The organism is Nonomuraea rhodomycinica, from assembly GCF_013363995.1.
Classification (GTDB): domain Bacteria; phylum Actinomycetota; class Actinomycetes; order Streptosporangiales; family Streptosporangiaceae; genus Nonomuraea; species Nonomuraea rhodomycinica.
Window position 1 is genome coordinate 1 of sequence record NZ_JABWGO010000034.1, and the last position, 948, is coordinate 948.

Here is a 948-nt window from a genome sequence, read left to right on the forward strand (position 1 = left end):
CTATCCGAGCACCGGGTAGTTCGCGCGGAACACGTTGTGCGGGTCGCGGGCCCGCTTGATCTCCCGCAGCCGCGCGAGCGTGCCGGCGGAGAAGGACTTCGCCGCCGTCTCGCCGGGGGACAGCACGGTGTACGGCTTGCGTCCGCTGACGTAGGCGGCCAGGTCGGCCACGACCTCGGCCTGCCTGGCGCGCGTCGCGTCGGCCATGTGCGGCAGGCCCAGGCCCACCAGGCCGAGCAGGTACGGCTCGGCCAGCGCGCCGCTCGCGCCCGCCCCGGCGCCCGGCTCGGCGAGCGCGCCGCCCAGATGCCTGATCTGCAGGTTGATGAGGGGTTCGACCGGCTTGGCGAGCAGGAGCTCCACCGCGTCCGCGTCCAGGCCGGTGAGCAGCTCCGCGCGAGCGATGGACGGCGCCGGATCGGTGGGCTCGGCGGCGATGGCCCCCAGGTCGGCGACCGGGACGACGCCGCGGCTGTCGAAGAGCGCGCCCCCGAGCTTGTCGACGCGCGCCAGCAGCTGCTCCGCCTGAGCCGGCTCACCCAGGTAGGCCAGGTCCAGCGTGACCATCGGCGGCGCGCCGGGGGGCTGCAGCCGGTTGATCCAGACACTGAGGTCACGCGGCGCCTCGGCGGTGATCTCCAGGAACGCGTCGTAGACCTCCCTGGTGCGCTCCTGCGGCCAGATCACCCGCCCGCCGTACAGGACCGGCACGGGATACAGCTCCAATTCCAGGGCGGTCACCAGCGCGAAGTCCCCGCCGCCGCCGCGCAGCGCCCAGAACAGCTCGGGATCGGACTCGGCGCTCACCCGGCCCGGCCGGCCGTCGGCGTCCACGACCTCGAAGGCCCGCACGCTGTCGGAGGCGAAGCCGTAGCGGCGGCTGAACCAGCCGACCCCACCGCCCAGGGTGTAGCCGGTCACGCTGACCCCCGGCGCGCTGCCCGCCAG

1 protein-coding gene is annotated in these 948 nt (G+C 74.6%); it reads right to left on the reverse strand.

The features are described 5' to 3' along the window. The coding region (locus HT134_RS44295; RefSeq protein WP_175606505.1) for an FAD-binding oxidoreductase at positions 1–948 on the reverse strand (948 nt) is incomplete at its 5' end.